This is a genomic window from Actinomycetospora aurantiaca, assembly GCF_037401875.1.
GTDB classification, from domain to species: Bacteria; Actinomycetota; Actinomycetes; order Mycobacteriales; family Pseudonocardiaceae; genus Actinomycetospora; species Actinomycetospora aurantiaca.
In genome coordinates, this window is record NZ_JBBEGN010000014.1 from 49,590 (window position 1) to 64,456 (window position 14,867).

15 protein-coding genes are annotated in these 14,867 nt (G+C 73.7%); 12 read left to right on the top strand and 3 right to left on the bottom strand.

Features of this window, described 5'->3' with window-relative positions; genetic code table 11:
- Nucleotides 1-214: 214 nt before the first annotated feature.
- Together WCD74_RS22675 and WCD74_RS22680 are read right to left on the bottom strand one after the other, a co-directional pair.
- On the bottom strand, nt 215-1,420 hold the full coding sequence (locus tag WCD74_RS22675; protein ID WP_337697157.1) for an RNA polymerase sigma factor: 1,206 nt from the start codon (nt 1,418-1,420) through the stop codon (nt 215-217).
- 1 nt (nt 1,421) lies between these two features.
- Nucleotides 1,422-1,778 carry a YciI family protein gene (locus WCD74_RS22680; protein WP_337697158.1) on the bottom strand — a complete coding sequence of 119 codons (357 nt, stop codon included), beginning with the start codon at nt 1,776-1,778 and terminating at the stop codon, nt 1,422-1,424.
- 106 nt (nt 1,779-1,884) lie between these two features.
- Between WCD74_RS22680 and WCD74_RS22685 the strand changes: the two genes are divergently transcribed.
- From WCD74_RS22685 to WCD74_RS22720, 8 genes are all read left to right on the top strand, one after another.
- The gene (locus WCD74_RS22685; protein ID WP_373696116.1) at nt 1,885-2,925 is read left to right on the top strand and encodes a glutathione S-transferase family protein; all 1,041 of its coding nucleotides are present in this window, start codon (nt 1,885-1,887) and stop codon (nt 2,923-2,925) included.
- A gap of 16 nt (nt 2,926-2,941) precedes the next feature.
- Nucleotides 2,942-4,753, top strand: a complete 1,812-nt coding sequence (locus tag WCD74_RS22690) for a thiamine pyrophosphate-requiring protein (protein WP_337697159.1) — start codon at nt 2,942-2,944, stop codon at nt 4,751-4,753.
- Nucleotides 4,754-4,777: 24 nt separating this feature from the next.
- Nucleotides 4,778-5,176, top strand: coding sequence for an FKBP-type peptidyl-prolyl cis-trans isomerase (locus WCD74_RS22695; RefSeq protein WP_337697161.1), 399 nt, complete (start codon nt 4,778-4,780; stop codon nt 5,174-5,176).
- 58 nt (nt 5,177-5,234) lie between these two features.
- The gene (locus tag WCD74_RS22700; RefSeq protein ID WP_337697162.1) at nt 5,235-5,705 is read left to right on the top strand and encodes an SRPBCC family protein; all 471 of its coding nucleotides are present in this window, start codon (nt 5,235-5,237) and stop codon (nt 5,703-5,705) included.
- A gap of 66 nt (nt 5,706-5,771) precedes the next feature.
- The gene (locus WCD74_RS22705; RefSeq protein WP_337697163.1) at nt 5,772-7,574 is read left to right on the top strand and encodes a LuxR C-terminal-related transcriptional regulator; all 1,803 of its coding nucleotides are present in this window, start codon (nt 5,772-5,774) and stop codon (nt 7,572-7,574) included.
- Between the two features lie 30 nt (nt 7,575-7,604).
- A complete protein-coding gene (locus WCD74_RS22710) occupies nt 7,605-8,198 on the top strand; it encodes a DUF6790 family protein (protein ID WP_337697164.1) in 594 nt (197 codons plus the stop codon).
- Between the two features lie 30 nt (nt 8,199-8,228).
- On the top strand, nt 8,229-8,720 hold the full coding sequence (locus WCD74_RS22715) for a hypothetical protein (protein ID WP_337697165.1): 492 nt from the start codon (nt 8,229-8,231) through the stop codon (nt 8,718-8,720).
- Nucleotides 8,721-8,730: 10 nt separating this feature from the next.
- Nucleotides 8,731-9,591, top strand: coding sequence for an exodeoxyribonuclease III (locus WCD74_RS22720; protein ID WP_337697166.1), 861 nt, complete (start codon nt 8,731-8,733; stop codon nt 9,589-9,591).
- Nucleotides 9,592-9,687: 96 nt separating this feature from the next.
- Here the strand turns inward: WCD74_RS22720 and WCD74_RS22725 are convergent, their stop codons facing one another.
- Nucleotides 9,688-12,213 carry a DEAD/DEAH box helicase gene (locus WCD74_RS22725; RefSeq protein ID WP_337697167.1) on the bottom strand — a complete coding sequence of 842 codons (2,526 nt, stop codon included), beginning with the start codon at nt 12,211-12,213 and terminating at the stop codon, nt 9,688-9,690.
- A gap of 296 nt (nt 12,214-12,509) precedes the next feature.
- Here WCD74_RS22725 and WCD74_RS22730 point away from each other — a divergent pair, with 296 nt between their 5' ends.
- From WCD74_RS22730 to WCD74_RS22745, 4 genes are all read left to right on the top strand, one after another.
- A complete protein-coding gene (locus WCD74_RS22730; protein ID WP_337697168.1) occupies nt 12,510-12,704 on the top strand; it encodes a hypothetical protein in 195 nt (64 codons plus the stop codon).
- Nucleotides 12,705-12,809: 105 nt separating this feature from the next.
- A complete protein-coding gene (locus WCD74_RS22735) occupies nt 12,810-13,292 on the top strand; it encodes a cation:proton antiporter regulatory subunit (protein ID WP_337697169.1) in 483 nt (160 codons plus the stop codon).
- A 4-nt stretch (nt 13,293-13,296) separates the two neighbouring features.
- Nucleotides 13,297-14,469: a cation:proton antiporter gene (locus tag WCD74_RS22740; protein ID WP_337697170.1), complete on the top strand. Its 1,173-nt coding sequence runs from the start codon at nt 13,297-13,299 to the stop codon at nt 14,467-14,469.
- A 20-nt stretch (nt 14,470-14,489) separates the two neighbouring features.
- Complete coding sequence (locus WCD74_RS22745) at nt 14,490-14,864, top strand: hypothetical protein (protein WP_337697171.1); 375 nt, start codon at nt 14,490-14,492, stop codon at nt 14,862-14,864.
- Nucleotides 14,865-14,867: the final 3 nt, after the last annotated feature.

Below are 14,867 nucleotides of genomic sequence, written 5' to 3' on the forward strand. Positions count from 1 at the left end.
TCCTGCGGCGGAGCGCCGTTGCGTCGCGCACCATAGTAGGCGTCGCCCGAGTGCGGCCCCGACGCACCCGGAGGAGCAGTGGGTGCCCGCTCGGCGTGCGGCCCTCGGGCCGTGTGCGGGACGCAACGCGCGTATGGCGGGGTGCGACCTGCGCCGGCCGTGTGCGGGACGCAACGCGCGCGTGGCCAGCGCGACATGATCGTGCGGGGCCCGCTCACCCACGTCCGAGGAAGTCGCGTTCCACGGCGTTCCCGGTGAGCAGCGCCGCCTCGGCCCTGGCCGCGTCCGCCTCCGCGGACCGGCCGAGCTCCTGCAGGAACCGCGCCCGGGCCGCCGCCAGGTAGTGGTAGGTCGCCAGGGCGGGCTCGGCACGCAGCGGCTCCAGCGCCTCGAGACCGGCCGCCGGACCCTCGGCGAACCCGACCGCCACGGCCCGGTTGAGCGCGACGACGGGGGACGGCCAGCGGGCGAGCAACTCGTCGTAGAGCCCGACGATCTCGGACCAGTCGGTGTCCGCAGCACTCGGGGCCTCGGCGTGCACCGCCGCGATCGCCGCGAGCACGGCGTACCGCGACACCGGACGGCCGCGCAGCGCCTCCTTCGTCAGCGCGGTGCCCTCCGTGATCATCCCGGCGTCCCAGCGCGTCCGGTCCTGGTCGGCGAGCAGGACGAGCTCCCCGTCGGGTCCGGTCCGGGCTGCCGACCGGGCGTCGGTGAGCAGGACCAGCGCCAGCAGGCCGGTGACGGCGGGATCGGTCGGGAAGCGGGTGCGGAGCAGGCGGGCGAGGTCGTGGGCCCGGTCGAGGAGGTCGCGGCGCAGCAGCGCGTCGCCCTCGGGCGCGGTGTGACCCGTCGTCAGGACCAGGTGGACGACGGACAGGACCGCCGCGAGCCGCTCGGGCAGCTCGGCCGTCGCGGGCACGCGGTAGGGCACGCGGGCGGCCGCGATCTTCTTCTTGGCCCGCGTGATCCGGGCCGCCATCGTCGCCTCCGGCACGAGGAACGCCCGCGCGATCTCCCCGGTGGTCAGGCCGCCCAGGAGCCGCAGGGTCAGAGCCACGCGGGCGGGGCCGGCCAGGGCGGGATGGCAGCAGGTGAAGACCAGCGCGAGCAGGTCGGTCTCGCCCGGCGTCGGATCATCGGGAGCGACCTCGTCGGTGACGAGCCACGGCAGCGCCCGGGCCGCGACCTCGTCCCGCCGCAGCCGGTCCAGCGCCCGGCGCCGGGCCGCCGTCGTCAGCCAGGCTCCGGGCCGGGCCGGGACGCCGTCCGCGCGCCAGGACTCCACCGCCCGCGCGAAGGCGTCCGCGACGCACTCCTCGGCGACGTCGAGGTCGCGCGTGACGCGCACCGTCGCGGCGAGAACCGGGCCCCACTCGCGACGGTGCGCGTCCGCGAGGGCCGCGTCGGCCGGCCCCATCTCAGGGGTAGATGACGGGCCGGACCTCGACCCCGCCGAACACCGCCGGGACCTCCCGGGCGACGGCGAGCGCGGCGTCGAGGTCGGGGGCGTCGATGAGGTAGTAGCCGCCGAGGGCCTCCTTGGTCTCGACGAAGGGCCCGTCGGTCACCTCCGCGTCGTCCCCGGCGGCGTAGTCGGGCGACCGCCCACCCCCGCGGAGGCTCGTGGCGGTCGTGCTCGGCGCGAGCTGGCCGCCGCCCCGGAGCACGTCGCCGTGCGCGGCCTGGAACTTCTGGTGGGCGGCGAGCAGGTCGGCGGGCGCGTCGGCGGCGTAGGCGGCCTCGTCGACGTAGAACAGGATCAGGTAGCCGGCCATGGGTGCTCCTTCGGGGAGGAGGCCCCGGCGTCTCCGGGGCCCACATCATGTCGACGCGGACCGATCGCGGGAATCGACAGCTCCGTCGACGGGAACCTCGGATCCCGTGAGCACCACTGCCGGCAACACGAAGGCCTACGCCGACTCGAGCGGCTCGTTCAAGCGTCGCGGGCCCCGCTTCACCGACCGCATCGTCGCGAACCCGACCGGCGAGGGGGAGTGGCCGGCCGAGCCCGGGCGCTACCGGCTCGTCGTCTCCCTGGCGTGCCCGTGGGCGCACCGGTCGGTGATCGTGCGCCGGCTGATGGGCCTCGAGGACGCGATCTCACTGGCGATCACCGACCCGCTGCAGGACGACCGCTCGTGGCGGTTCTCCCTCGACGAGGGCGGCGTGGACCCGGTGCTGGGCTACACCCACCTCGAGCAGGCCTACCTCGCCCGTGACCCGGAGAACGGCACCGAGAACGGCGTCTCGGTGCCCGCGATCGTCGACGTGCCGTCGGGACAGCTCGTCACGAACGACTTCCCGAACGTCACGCTCGACCTCGGCCGCGAGTGGACCGCCCACCAGCGCGCCGTGGCGCCGACGCTCTATCCCGACGAGCTGCGCGACGAGATCGACGAGGTCAACGAGGGCGTCTTCCACGACGTGAACAACGGTGTCTACAAGGCCGGGTTCGCGACGCGGCAGTCCCGCTACGAGGAGGCCTACACCGCGTTGTTCGCGCGCCTCGACGAGCTCGACGAGCGGCTGGAGAACCAGCGCTACCTCGTCGGGGACCACATCACCGAGGCCGACATCCGCCTGTTCACCACGCTGGCGCGCTTCGACGCGGTCTACCAGGGCCACTTCAAGTGCAACCGGCAGAAGCTCGCGGAGTTCGGGGCGCTCTGGGCCTACGCCCGCGACCTCTACCAGACCCCCGGGTTCGGCGACACGGTCGACTTCGACCACATCAAGCGGCACTACCACCAGGTCCAGACGACGATCAACCCGACGCAGATCGTCCCGCTCGGGCCCGAGCCGTCGGTCTGGCTCACCCCGCACCACCGCGAAGAGCTCGGCGGCTCGCCGTTCGGACCGGAGGGCACGGCCCCGGAGCCGCTCGAGCGCCCCCTGCGACCGCTGGGCCCGATCGACATGTAGTGGGTAGCCGACCGGTGTGAGCACACCGAAGAACGTCGCCGAGCACGTCCTCGACCGTCTCGCCGCCTGGGGTGTCCACCGGTTCTACGGCTATCCGGGCGACGGCATCGGCGGGATCTTCACCGCCCTGCCGGAGCGCGACGACGCCGAGTTCGTGCAGGTCCGGCACGAGGAGACCGCCGCGTTCGCCGCGTGCGCGGACGTGAAGTACGGCGGGTCGCCGATCGGGTGCTGCGTCGTCACCGGCGGTCCGGGCGCGATCCACGCGCTGAACGGGCTCTACGACGCGAAGCTCGACCACCAGCCCGTCGTCGCCCTCCTCGGGCACACCGCGCAGACCGCACAGGGCGGCGGCTACTACCAGGAGGTCGACCTCCCGACGCTGTTCGCCGGCGTCGGGGGCTACGTCGCCGAGGTCAAGGACCCCTCGCAGGTGCGGCACGTCGTCGACCGGGCGTGCCGCACCGCGCTGGCCGACCGCACCGTCGCCGTCGTGATCCTGCCCAGCGACGTGCTGGAGGAGAAGGCGGTGCCCGAGCCGCCGGACGCGCACGGCTACTACCAGACCTCCGCGGTCCCGTCGTCCGACCCGGGTGCCCCGGCCCCCGCCGCGCTCGAGGCCGCGGCGGCGGTGCTGAACGCGGGGGAGAAGGTCGCGATCCTGGCCGGTGCCGGGGCGCTCGGGGCCTCCACCGAGCTGACCGAGGTCGCGAACCGGCTCGGCGCCGGCCTGTCCACCGCGCTGCTCGGCAAGGGCGTGATCGATGAGCGCTCGCCCTGGAACTGCGGCGCGATCGGCCTGCTCGGCACGACGGCGTCGTGGCACCTGATGCGCGAGTGCGACACCCTGCTGATCGTCGGCTCGACGATGCCCTACACCGAGTACTACCCGGCCCCGGGGCAGGCGCGGGCGGTGCAGATCGACGTCGACGGGACGCGCTGCGGCATCCGCTACGACACCGACGTCAACCTCACCGGCGACGCCGCGATCACTTTGGAGGCGCTGCTCCCGCTGCTGGAGGACAAGACGGACCCGACGTGGCGCGCGCACGTCGAGCGGTGGACGGCCTCGTGGGACGACTACTCCGCGCAGCGCGCGCACGAGCGGACGGAGAAGCTGAATCCGGAGCTCGTCGTCCGGGAACTCTCCGACCGGTTGCCCGACGACGCCCAGATCGCGGTCGACTGCGGGACCGCCACCTCCTGGTACGCCCGCGACCTGACGCTGCGCCCCGGTCAGCGCGGCTCGCTCTCCGGCACGTTGCTGTCCATGGGCGGCGCGATGCCGTACGCGATCGCGGCCAAGACCGCGCATCCGGACCGGCCCGTCGTCGCGCTGGTCGGCGACGGAGCGATGCAGATGAACGGCGTCAACGAACTCATCACGATCCAGCGGTACTGGCGGACGTGGGCCGACCCGCGCCTGGTGATCCTCGTGCTGTCGAACGACGACCTCTCCTACGTCTCGTGGGAGACCCGCGGGATGCTCGGCGAGGCGCCCGACCCGCAGTCCCAGGCGGTGCCCGACGTGCCCTACGCGGAGTGGGCCACGCTGCTCGGGCTCGATGGGGCGACGCTGACCGAGCGGGACGCGATCGGGTCGGTGTGGGACCGCGCGCTCGCGGCCGACCGCCCGTTCGTCGTCGACGCGAAGGTCGACAAGGACATCCCGCTGGTTCCCCCGCACGTGACGCTGCAGCAGGCGTTCAACACCGCTCGCTCGCAGGTCGCGGGGGACCCCGACGCGCTCTCGATCATCGCCAACGGCGTGAAGGAGACGGTCGGGGCCAAGGCCCGGTCGTTGCTGGGCCTCCCGACGAAGCACTGAGGGCGCGGCCCTTACGGTGGATGCATGGCAGTCACCGTGGAGAACGCCGACGACCTGACCCGGGCCCCGGGCGCGTCGGTCACCCCCGACACCCTCCCGAACGACCTCGACATCACCGACCTGGTGGTCGGCGGCGGCGCCGAGGCGAGCCACCGCGACACCGTGCAGGTGCAGTACGAGGGCCGGCTGGTGTCGAACTCCAGCGAGTTCGACTCCTCGTGGAGCCGTGGCGGCACCCCGGTCGAGTTCCCGCTCGGCCAGGTCATCGACGGCTTCAAGCTGGGCATCTCGGGCATGCGTGAGGGCGGCCGCCGCATCCTCGTCGTGCCCCCGCACCAGGGCTACGGCCCGCAGGGCGCCGGCGGGGTCATCCCGGGCAACGCCCACCTCGTGTTCGTCGTCGACCTCGTCAAGGTCAACTGATCCTCTAGGGTGCGCGGTGGTACCGAGCGGTACCACCGTGTACCGAAGGAGGTCGACCGTGCCGGAGAAGGCGCCTGACGTCGTCGTCAGCGAGACCGTGGACGCCCCGCCGGAGAAGGTGTGGGAGCTCGTCGGCGACCCCGCCCGCATGGGCGAGATCTCGCCGGAGTGCTACTCGACCCGCTGGCTCGGCGGCGCGACCGGCCCGAAGCCCGGAGCCCGCTTCATCGGCTGGAACCGCAAGGGCCTGCTCCGCTGGCCGACCACCAGCACCGTCGCCGAGTACGACCCGGCCTCCCACATCAGCTGGGACGTCGACGTCCTCGGCCAGGCCGTGGCTCGCTGGAGCTTCACCCTCGAGCCCGAGGGCACCGGGACGAAGGTGACCCAGCGCTGGGTCGACAAGCGCACCCCGATCGCGTCGCTGGTCGGCAAGGGCCGCACCTCGGACAGCCCGTCGCACAACCGCGAGGGCATGGCGCGCACGCTCGCGACGGTGAAGGCGCGCAGCGAGGGCCGCGCGGGCTGATCGTCCGGGCTAGCCCGACCGGGTGACCGATCTGACGGAACTCGCCCGTCCCGTCAGGATCGGGGGATGCCCTTTCCCGACGGCGGGTCCTCCCCCGACCGGGTCCGCGGGCTCGACGGGCCGGCGGCGGACCTGGTCGCGGCCCTGGCCGTCTGGGGCGGGGCCGCGCCGGTCGACCACCTCGCCGCCGTGTCGGGGCTCCCGGCCGGGGCGATGCTGCGCGCGGTCCGCGAGGCGACCGGGTCCGGGATCCTGCTCTGGCGCGACGACGAGCGGCTCGAGTTCGTGCACGCCGCCGACCGGGAGGCCGCGGCCGAGGACGTGCCCGCGCCGCTGCGCCGGCTCCTGCTCGCCGCCCACGCGGCGGCGCTGGAGAGCGCGGACGCGCTGTCGCGGGCGGGGACGCTGGCGGCCGCCGGCCGCGTCGACGAGGCGGTCCGGGTCGCGCGCGGGGAGCTCGCCGCGACGCAGGACCCCGCCGTCCGGGCCCGCATCCGCTCGTTCCTGATCTTCACCCTGATCAGTGCGGCGCGCGTGGACGACGCCCGCGCGGAGATCGACGCCGTCCTCGCCCTGCCGCTGCCGCGCGACCAGCAGGAGCGGCTGGCCCACCTGCGGACCTGGGTCGACCTGCTGGCCGGCGACGGTCCGCTGCCCGACCCGGACCCGGTCGCGGGGAACCCGACGGCCCTGCTCAACGCGGCCATGGCGGCGTTCCTGCGTGGGCGGACGGTCCGCGCGACCGAGCTCGCCGTCGCGTCGGTGGAGGCCCGGGCGGGGGAGTCGTGGGCGGACGCGGCGACGGCGACGGTGTGGCCGGCCTGGTGCCGGCTGCTGGCCGAGGGGCCCCGGGCGGCGGACCGTGACGCCCGCGAGGTCCGGGACCGTGCCGCCCGCGCCGGCCACCTCTGGCTCGGGCCGTACCACGACTTCGTCGCCGCGCGGATCCACGTGATCGCCGGCCGGTGGGCCGACGGCGTGGCCGCGATGGACGCCGGGCTCGCTGCCGCCGCGGGGACCGGCACCGGCTGGATCTCGCTCGCGCTCGCCGGCCGGGCGCGTGTCGAGCTCGACCGGGGCGACCTCCCGGCCGCGGCCGGGGTGCTCGACCGTGCCGCGGACGTGCCGGAACAGTTCGGGCTCCCCGCCGTCGCGATCACGTCCGCCCTGCTCGACGAGGCCCGCGGCGCGCCGGAGGCCGCCCTGGAGCGCGCGGCCGCCGCGTGGCGGGACGCGCGACGCGGCGGGCGGACGGCGACGACGGCGCTCTACGGCCTCGACCTCGCCCGGCTCGCGACCCGGGCGGGCCGGCCGGACGTGCTCCGGGAGCTGGCCGACGCCGTCCGCGCCGAGCCGCCCGACGGCGTGTTGTTCGGCCCGGTCGCCGGGCTCGTGGGCGGGCTCGCGGAGGACGACCTCGCCGCGGTGCTCGCCGGGGCGGACGCGCTCGAGGCGGCCGGTGACGTGCCGGGGGAGATGGCGGCGCGCGAGGAGGCGGCGGCCCTGGCCACGCGCCTCGCCGACGCCGACGCCGCCCGCACGGCGGCCGCGCGCGTGCGGGAGCTCGCCGGGCCGCTGGGGGCGGAGGGCGTGACCCGGCGGCTCGCCGCCCGGCTGCGCGCCGGCGGGGTCCGACTCGGCGCGGCCGGCCCGCGCGGGCGCCCGGCGCAGGGCTGGCACGCGCTGACCCCGACCGAGCGCCGCGTCGCCGAGCTCGTGGCCGACGGCGTGCCCGGGCCCCAGATGGCCATCCGCCTCGCGATCTCGCCACGCACGGTGCAGACCCACGTCTCGAACGCGTTGCGCAAGCTCGGCCTCCACACCCGGGTGGAGCTGGCGGCCGCTGCCGTGCGGCACCGCGACACCTGATCGGGGGCGTGCGTCTACGTCATCGCACGGATGTTCCACCGACCGATCGCGGTCACGCTGAGTCGCAAGCGCATCGGCGAAAGGGTGGTCATGTCGTTCTTCCTGTTCATGTGGATCGTTCTGCTCGGCGGTCTGGCACTCCACGTGATCCTCGACCGGTCGCCCGACCGGCGCAGCGGCCGCCGGATCCTCGAGCTGACCGCGCTCTGGTTCGTGGTGGTCGGCCTGGGCGTGAACGGCGCGATGGCCGGCCTGGTGCACCTCGGCCCGGGCGCGCCGGCGGCCGCGGAGTCCATCGGCTGGGCCCCCTCGCCGTTCCAGTGGGAGAACGGCGGATCGGACCTCGCCGTCGGGCTCGCCGGGCTCGCCGTCGCGTGGCGCCGCTTCCGCGGCGGGTGGATGAGCGCGGTCATCGCGATCGCCTTCGTGCAGCTCTACCTGGACGGCATCCAGCACGTCACGCAGTGGCTGATGCACGGCAACACCGCCCCCGACAACGTCGGCGCGATCCCGACCTGCTTCCTCGTCCCGCTGATCGCCGCGATCACCACGTGGGCCGCGCGCCGCGCCGCCGCCCGCCGCGTCCCGCACGGTGCCCACGAGACCCCGCTGGTCTCGGCCTGACCCGCGCCACCATCCCCGGAAGGACCTGACGTGCCCGCATCCTCCCTGCTGATCATCCTCGCGCTGGTCGGCTACGCGATCTACAAGCAGTCCCAGCGCCACGAGGTGGTCGGCTCCTCGCGGTTCAAGCTCGCGATCATCTACGGCATCGTCGGGATCGCCATCGGCGGCTACCACGTGCCGGTGAACGGCCTGGCCTGGCTGTTCCTCGGCATCTCGATCGCGCTCTCGGTCGTGGTCGGTCTCGCCCGCGGGCGGTACACCCGGATCTGGAACGAGGGTGGCCGCGTCTACGCCCAGGGCACCGCGCTGACCATCGGGCTGTTCCTCGGCATGGTGGTCGTCAAGTTCGGGCTCGGCACGATCGCCTACTTCGAGGGGATCAACGACTCCGGCGGCATCGGCGAGGTGCTGATCATGATCGCCGTCATGATCGCGTTCCAGGCCGAACTGGTGTGGCGGCGCGCCGAGCCCCTCGGCGCCCGGGACTCCTCGGCGGACGCTGTCGGGGTCGCCCGTTAGCGTTGGGGCCGTGCGAGTGGCGACCTGGAACGTGAACTCCGCGAAGGCCCGCGAGCCCCGCCTGCTGGGCTGGCTCGACGAGCGCGCGCCCGACGTCGTGTGCCTCCAGGAGACCAAGCTCTCCGACGAGGCCTTCGAGGAGACGTTCGGGCCCGCGCTCGCCGAGCGCGGCTACGCGGTCGCCCACCACGGCGAGGGCCGGTGGAACGGCGTCGCCCTGCTCTCGCGGGTCGGGCTGGAGGACGTGGTGAACGGCCTGCCCGGCGCTCCGGGCTATCCGCACCAGGAGGCCCGCGCGGTCACCGCGACGTGCGGCGACCTGCGGGTCACCAGCGTCTACGTGCCCAACGGCCGCACGGTCGACGACCCGCACTACGCGTACAAGCTCGAGTGGCTCGGCGTCCTGCGCGACCAGGTCGAGGCCGGCGACCCGGCGTCCACGATCGTCGCGGGCGACTTCAACATCGCCCCGGCCGACCTCGACGTCTACTCCGTCGAGGCCTACGCCGAGTCCACGCACGTGACGCCGCCCGAGCGCGAGGCGCTCGCCGCGATCGAGAAGACCGGGCTGCACGACGTGATCCGCGAACGCTGGGTCGACGTCCCCGCCTTCACCTACTGGGACTACCGCGGCGGGGCCTTCCACCAGGACCGCGGGATGCGCATCGACCTCGTCCTCGCGGGCACCCCGGTCGCCGAACGCCGCCAGGCCGCCTGGGTCGACCGGCAGGCCCGCAAGGGCACCGGCCCGTCGGACCACGCCCCGGTCATCGTCGACCTCGACGAGGCCCCCGACGGCGACATCGGCCCGGTCGTGCCCCCGCCCTCCCTCGGGGCCAAGAAGGGCGCCCCGCGCCGGAGGAAGAGCTGATGCTCCGGCGGCGCACCGAGTGAGACGTGGCGCAGGTTCCAGGGCGTTCGGACCTGCGTGGTGTCGCACTCGCGGGACAGGAGCGCCGGATGCGGGTCAGACCGTCTCGAGCGGCCCCACCGACGTCACGTGGACGACGGCCGAGCCGAGCTCGTCCGAGGCGTCTAGGTCGACGGTGGCGGTGATGCCCCAGTCGTGGTCGCCCTCCGGATCCTCGAACACCTGCCGGACGGTCCACGTCCGGCCGTGGTCGCTAACCCGGAACAGGGCCGGACCGCGTGCGGAGGGCCCGGCGCCGAGGGTCGGGTACTCGGCGAAGTAGCGCTCCATGGCCTCGGCCCACTCGTCGCCGGTCGGGCCGTCGTCACCGGAGAGCTCGGCGAGGTCGGCGGGCCAGCGGCGCTCGAAGAGCTCCACCCGCCGGAACATCTCGTTGCGCACCAGCACGCGGAACGCGCGCTCGTTGCGGGTGACCGGCGGCGGGCCCTGGTCGATCGGCGCGGCGTCCGTGCCCGCGGCGTCCAGCTCCGTCGGGTTGGACAGCGTCTCCCACTCGTCGAGCAGCGACGAGTCGGTCTGGCGGACCAGCTCGCCGAGCCAGGCGATGAGGTCGTCGAGGTCGTCGGTGCCCGCGGTCTCCGGGATCGTCTGCCGCAGCGCGCGGTAGGCGTCGGTCAGGTAGCGCAGCACGAGGCCCTCGGACCGGGCGATCTTGTAGTGCGACACGAACTCGACGAACGTCATCGCCCGCTCGTAGAGGTCCCGGACGACGGCCTTGGGGGAGAGCTCCGCGTCGCCGACCCACGGGTGGCCCTTGCGGTAGGTCTCGAACGCCGGCTCCAGGAGCTCGGCCAGCGGCTTGGGCCAGGTGATCTCCTCGAGGCGCTCCATCCGCTCCTCGTACTCGAGCCCCTCGGCCTTCATCGCGCCGACGGCCTCGCCGCGCGCGGCGTTCTCCTGCGCGCGCAGCACCTGCTTCGGGTCGTCGAGCGTCGACTCGACGACGGAGACGAGGTCCAGTGAGTACGTCGGGGACTCGTCGTCGAGGAGTTCGAACGCGGCCAGGGCGAACGGCGACAGCGGCTGGTTGAGCGCGAAGTCGACCTGCAGGTCGTCCACGAGCCGGACCGTGCGCCCGGCGTCGTCGGGAACCTTCAGCACCTCCACCACGTCGGCCTCGATCAGCCCGCGGAACTGCTGGATCGCCCGCAGGATCAGCTTGCGCTGCGTGGCGCGGTCGGCGTGGTTGTCCTCGAGCAGGTGGCGCATCGCCGGGAAGTACGGCCCGGGGCGCTGCGCGACCTGCAGCAGCATGGCCGTCGTCACGCGCATCTGGCTGGTCAGCTGCTCAGGCTGGGCCTCGACCAGCTTCTCCATCGTGCGCTCGGACCACGAGACGAACCCGTCCGGCGGCTTCACCCGCACGACGCGCCGCTGCTTCTTGACGTCGTCGCCGGCCTTCGCCAGGCGCTTCGCGTTCTCCACCTCGTGCTCGGGCGCTTGCACCACGACGAACCCCGCCGTGTCGTAGCCCGCGCGCCCGGCCCGGCCCGCCACCTGGTGGAACTCGCGGGCCCGGAGGTGGCGCACCCGCTGGCCGTCGAACTTCGTCAGGGCCGTGAACAGCACCGTCCGGATCGGGATGTTGATCCCGACGCCGAGCGTGTCGGTCCCGCAGATCAGCTTCAGCAGGCCGGCCTGGGCCAGGGTCTCCACGAGTCGCCGGTACTTCGGCAGCATCCCGGCGTGGTGCACACCGATGCCGTGGCGGACCAGCCGGGAGAGTGTGCGCCCGAACCCGGCGGTGAACCGGAAGGAGCCGATCAGCTCGGCGATCTGCTCCTTCTCGGCCTTCGTCGAGACGTTGAGGCTCATCAGCGCCTGCGCCTGCTCGATCGCCGCGGCCTGCGTGGTGTGCACGATGTAGACCGGCGCCTGCTTGCCGGTGATGAGCTCGGAGATCGTCTCGTGCAGCGGGGTGGTCGACCAGCGGAACGAGAGCGGCACCGGACGCTCGGTGTTCGCGACGACGGCGGTCTCGCGCCCGGTGCGCCGGGTCAGGTCCTCCTCGAAGAAGGACACGTCGCCGAGGGTGGCCGACATCAGCAGGAACTGGCACTGCGGCAGCTCGACGATCGGGACCTGCCACGCCCACCCGCGGTCGGGGTCGGCGTAGAAGTGGAACTCGTCCATCACGACCTGGCCGATGTCGGCCGCCGCGCCCTCGCGCAGCGCCCAGTTGGCCAGCACCTCGGCCGTGCAGCAGATGACCGGCGCCTCGGGGTTCACGGCGGCGTCGCCGGTGAGCATGCCGACGTTGGCGTAGCCGAGCTGCGCGCCGAGGGAGAAGAACTTCTCCGAGACCAGGGCCTTGATCGGCGCCGTGTAGACGGTGCGCTCGCCGCGCGACATCGCGGCCACGTGCGCCCCGAGCGCGATCAGCGACTTTCCGGAGCCGGTGGGCGTCGAGACGATCACGTTCGCGCCGGTGACCAGCTCGATCAGCGCCTCGGCCTGGGCCGGGTAGAGCTCCAGCCCGCGCTCGGCCGCCCAGGCGGAGAACCCCTCGAACAGCTCGTCGGGGTCGGCGCCGGGCGCGGGCAGCAGGCTGGGGGTGCTCATCGGCGTCCATTGTCCTCGGTGGACCCCGTGTGACCGCGGCGACCGGTGACGGCGTTGCTCCGATCACCGGAGAAGAGTCGGGCCAATAACCCGCATTACCTGCCAGTAAATCGTGCTCGGGCGGCCAACCGGTCCTCGTGACTGCTCTGACCAGCGCAGACCACGGGGAGTCAGATCGCAGGCCGTGACGTTCTGGTTGCGTACCGCGTCCACCTCTCGACCCGCTCGTCCCCTTCGGCTGGACTTCCTCTCGGTGAGCGAGTGCTCACCGACCGTCGATCGAGAGGACCTCCTCCATGCGCCAGCCCTCCGCCCGCACCGCTCGTCTCGTCGCCGCCGCCCTCGCGGTGCCGGCCATCATGATCGGCGTCGCCGCGCCGGCCTCGGCCGCCGAGATCACGCCGATCGCCGAGTACGTCGACACCACCGTGGCCGACACCGAGGCGATGCTCGGCGGCGTGCTGGACGCGCTGGGCCTCGAGGCGGAGTAGCCGCGGCGCCCACCCCGAACCGGACGAACGGGTCGTTCGTCACCTTCTTCGGTGACCAACGGCCCGTTCGTGCGTTCCGGGGACAGACGGTTAGCGTGGGCAGGCGTGGACGTCGAGGTCACCAGACTGCCGGGGATCGGCACCAAGCAGGAGTTCGTCGCGGGTGACGGACGCCGGATCGGGGTGCTGACGCACCGCGACGGGCACCGGGAGCTGCTGCTCTCCGGCCGCGACGACCCGGACGCGTGCGTGGCGACGATCCCGCTCTCCGAGGCCGAGTGCAACGCGCTCGGCACGCTGCTGGGGGCGCCGAACCTGGTGGCGCAGCTGCAGGACCAGCAGCGCGAGGTCGAGGGCGTGAACACCGCGCAGTTCCCGATCACCGCCGGCTCGCCCTACGCGGGCCGTGCGCTCGCGGACACCGCCATGCGCACCCGGACGGCCACGTCCATCGTCGCCGTCGTCCGCGACCACGTCGTCTCGCCCTCGCCCCGCCCGGACTTCGTGTTCGAGGCCGGGGACCTGGTGGTGATCGTGGGGACGGGGGAGGGCCTGAAGCAGGCCGCGGAGATCCTCGAGAACGGCTGAGGGCGTGGAGACCGCACTCGCGCTCGAGGAGCTCGGCGCCCTGTTCTTCGGGCTCGGCGTCCTGGGACGGCTGGCCGGGCGGATCGGGATCTCCCCGATCCCGCTCTACCTGCTCGGCGGCCTCGCGTTCGGGGAGGGCGGGCTGGTCCCGTTCACCGGCATCGAGGGCTTCACCGAGCTCGCGAGCGAGGTCGGCGTCGTCCTGCTCCTCCTCCTGCTGGGCCTCGAGTACTCGGCGTCCGACCTGGTGGGCGGGCTGAAGCGCTCGTGGCTCGCCGGGATCGTCGACATGGTCCTCAACGCGACGCCGGGTGCGGTCGCCGCGCTGCTGCTCGGCTGGGGCCCGGTCGGTGCGCTCGCGATGGCCGGGGTGACCTGGGTGTCGTCCTCCGGGATCATCGCGAAGGTCCTCTCCGACCTCGGCCGCCTCGGCAACCGCGAGACCCCCGCGGTCCTCTCCGTGCTCGTCATGGAGGACCTCGCCATGGCGCTCTACCTGCCCATCACGACGGCGGTCCTCGCCTCGCTCGGGTTCCTGGCCGGGCTGCGGACGGTGGCGATCGCGCTGGTGCTGCTCGTCGTCGTGCTGGTGATCGCGCTGCGCTTCGGCGGGGCGGTGTCGGCGGTGGTCGACTCGCCGACCTCCGAGGTCTTCCTGCTGCGGGTCATCGGGGTGGCCCTGCTGGTCGCGGGGGTGGCCTCGCAGCTGCAGGTCTCCGCCGGCGTGGGCGCGTTCCTGCTCGGGATCGCGATCAGCGAGGACACCGCGGAGAACGCGACGCGGGTGCTCAGCCCGCTGCGCGACCTGTTCGCCGCGGTGTTCTTCGTGGTCTTCGGGCTGAACACCGATCCGGCGGAGATTCCCGCCGTCATCCCGGTCGCGCTGGCGCTGGCGGTCGTCTCCACGGTGACGAAGGTCGGGACCGGCTGGTTCGCCGCCCGCCAGGCCGGGGTCGGCTCGCTGGGACGCTGGCGGGCCGGCGCCGCCCTCGTGGCCCGGGGCGAGTTCTCGATCGTCATCGCCGGCCTCGCGCTGACCTCGGCCTCGATCGACCCGGGCTTCGCGCCGCTCGCGACGACGTACGTGCTCCTCATGGCCGTGCTCGGACCGGTCCTCGCGCGCGTGGTGGTCCCGGCCCATACGGCGGTCACCTCGCGGCGGCGCGCCGTGACCTGACCGAACGGGTACACGCGGCCATGACCTCTCCGAAGGCCCCCTGGCTCCCGCGCGTGCTCGGCGTCGCGACCGCCGCCTACAGCGTGGCGATCATCGCGCGGCCCGAGCTGTTCGCCCGACCCACCAAGCTGGCCCGCGACGGCGACGAGCTCTCCCGCGGCACCGCGATCGGCATCCGCGCGCTCGGCGGCCGCGACCTCGCGTGCGGGCTCGCGATGGCCCTCGCGCCCGATCAGCAGGCCCGGCGCACCGCGACGGCGGTGCGCGTCGGGTCGGACCTGGCCGACCTGGTGGTGCTGGGCACGAGCCTGCCCGACCGGGAGGCCCGGACGAAGTCGGTGGCCGTCGCGGGTGCCTGGGGCGCGCTGTGCGCGCTCGGCTGGTGGCTCGCCTGAGAG